The organism is Bacillus sp. GMa5/1 (assembly GCF_050172015.1).
Classification (GTDB): domain Bacteria; phylum Bacillota; class Bacilli; order Bacillales; family Bacillaceae_G; genus Bacillus_A; species Bacillus_A cereus.
In genome coordinates this window covers 1-2,088 of sequence record NZ_JBNLYC010000359.1, presented here as the reverse complement: position 1 = coordinate 2,088, position 2,088 = coordinate 1, and the positions used below count along the sequence as shown (strand labels likewise).

The following is a 2,088-nucleotide window of genomic DNA, read 5'->3' as shown; positions in this document are numbered from 1 at the left end:
TGATATATCTTTAATTTGTAAGTTGTAGTTAGTTGGCCAACTTTCCATACAATTTAATAATTTAAAATATGGGGGATCTAAAATGAATCAAGTATTTAGAAAAAGTAAGAAAAAAATGATGTATCTAGTTGGTTCACTTCTAATTTCTCTATCAATGTTTTCAACTACTAGTTTTGCAGCTACAGAAGGTGCTGTAAAAAGTGTTACAAATAGTAGTTATACCGGGATTGCAGCTGATATAAATCTACCAAAATCAGTTGTTGTTAAAGATGGATATTTGAATTGGTATTTAGGTATTGGAGCATCTAAAGTTGAGGGTGGTATTTCAAAAACACCAAGTGGATATAAAGTATTTCTTAATTCAGGATATAATGAATCAGGTCAAAACAGTAAGTATTGGAACACACAATATGATACATCAATTAAAGATGGTGATCGGGTAAACCTTAAAATAATTAATAACGGAAATGGTACGGTTACTATGTATGTAAATGGAAGCCCTAGATATGCAAATCAGCCTGTATATGGCTCATTTTCTCAATACGAACCAGTAAAAATGGTTCAGGGTGTTGAAGATGCTGGACGTAATTCTTTTAGCCAGGCTAGCTTTTCAAATGTACTTCTAAGAGCAGATACATCTGGATCTACCTACAAAAGTTGGAACGGTTTAATTTCTTCCTCATTTTCAAGACACGGTACTTATGGTAACAATTTCACAGTTTATTCCCAAGTACCATTAAGCGCAAGTCTACGCTAAAGGTGTTATGTGCATAATAATGTTTTTGTGAAAAAAGTAGTTGCACTTGCAGCTACTTTTTTTATATAGGGTACATTGTAATAGATATTTGCGCCAACATAAATACTATCTTTCAACTTTTTCAAAAATAAGCTGTTTATTTAAATGTTATGTACAAAAAAACTAGAAATATTTAATTCTACGTTTTTTATAGATTAATTACTTCATTCATTTACTATCTCCCAAATTCATCAATTTCGGCTTTACGCTTTAAAAATATTTCAATATCTTTATTCACTCTTTCCATTAAACCAAGAGCTTGCCTATCATTTAAAGATAATTCTTTATAACCTCATATATATTCTATTGTTGTCACTTTACTTTGTTTATGATCTGCAAAATACCATTCTAAAGGCTGTAAAGGGTTAGATACTTCAAACAATTCAGCAGGATACCATGAAGGCAGATTTTCATTTTCAGCTAAGATTTCATCTCAGTATAGGAGCAAAGTCTATGAATGTTGTCATGAATTGATTAGTAGACTTTTAGTCCGCTATAAACTCAGCGTTTTTTCCAGTGGAACACCCAGATCATATAACACATTACATAAATCAATGTTATCAATATTTCTCGCAGCTGGAATATCAATCTTATGGCTTGCTATTCTATTAGCTCAGTCCGTAAATGCATTTGCAAGATTTATTCTCATATTGAAACCTGTAGGAAATCCTAGTATTTTCACATCCAATGCTTGTAAATTTTCCACAATAATTGGAGCGTTTTTTATTATAATACTTAGCTTTCAATTTTTATATCCTTACACCATATTTCTAATTCCATAGGGGGCATAATTATATTACAGGTATATAATTTCAAGCCCTCTTTTTCTACTTCACCAATTTCAATATCATGAAGAAAATATGGTAACTGTTCATATGTAAATGTTTTTATTGGTTTTTCTTTTACATATCCCATGCTATGTTTGAAATCTATTCTATAGCAACCGCTAAATTGAAAATCTACGTCGCCATTTTCATTCTTATAAGTTAGGTATACCTCATCACCAAAATAGTCGCATACTAATTTAGTAACCCATGCATCAAAATAGTGTAACTTTTCAAATTCTGCTTGTATTCTCCTTACGTTCATTTTCGACCTCAATTCTTACTTTTTATATGGAATAAGAGCATCTGTACTTTTTATCCACTTTACTCCCATTCTCATCATATAAATCTACATGATCATATTTTGTTACTTTATCTGGTAGATCTATTCTCATCTTTTTCTCCTTCACCCAGCCATTTCAGTTGCTATTCCTGGTACAAAAAATTCTAATCAGGTTAAAGAAAACT

The 2,088-nt window shown here is 31.0% G+C and carries 2 protein-coding genes and 2 pseudogenes; 1 reads left to right on the top strand and 3 read right to left on the bottom strand.

What is annotated here, in order from left to right:
• The first annotated feature begins 82 nt into the window (after nucleotides 1-82).
• Nucleotides 83-757: a hypothetical protein gene (locus ACQGSG_RS28600; RefSeq protein WP_426948678.1), complete on the top strand. Its 675-nt coding sequence runs from the start codon at nucleotides 83-85 to the stop codon at nucleotides 755-757.
• A 214-nt stretch (nucleotides 758-971) separates the two neighbouring features.
• Here the strand turns inward: ACQGSG_RS28600 and ACQGSG_RS28595 are convergent.
• From ACQGSG_RS28595 to ACQGSG_RS28585, 3 genes and pseudogenes are all read right to left on the bottom strand, one after another.
• Nucleotides 972-1,223 (bottom strand): annotated as a pseudogene (locus tag ACQGSG_RS28595) (hypothetical protein); the annotation flags it as partial.
• Nucleotides 1,224-1,319: 96 nt separating this feature from the next.
• Nucleotides 1,320-1,520 (bottom strand): annotated as a pseudogene (locus ACQGSG_RS28590) (hypothetical protein); the annotation flags it as partial.
• Between the two features lie 11 nt (nucleotides 1,521-1,531).
• Nucleotides 1,532-1,885 carry a hypothetical protein gene (locus tag ACQGSG_RS28585; RefSeq protein ID WP_017658203.1) on the bottom strand — a complete coding sequence of 118 codons (354 nt, stop codon included), beginning with the start codon at nucleotides 1,883-1,885 and terminating at the stop codon, nucleotides 1,532-1,534.
• Nucleotides 1,886-2,088 lie beyond the last annotated feature (203 nt).

What these genes read in the sequence shown, in the direction of transcription:
- ACQGSG_RS28585 (WP_017658203.1), bottom strand. Translation starts at nt 1,885, where the DNA reads ATGAACGTAAGGAGAATACAAGCAGAATTTGAAAAGTTACACTATTTT.
- ACQGSG_RS28600 (WP_426948678.1), top strand. Translation starts at nt 83, where the DNA reads ATGAATCAAGTATTTAGAAAAAGTAAGAAAAAAATGATGTATCTAGTT.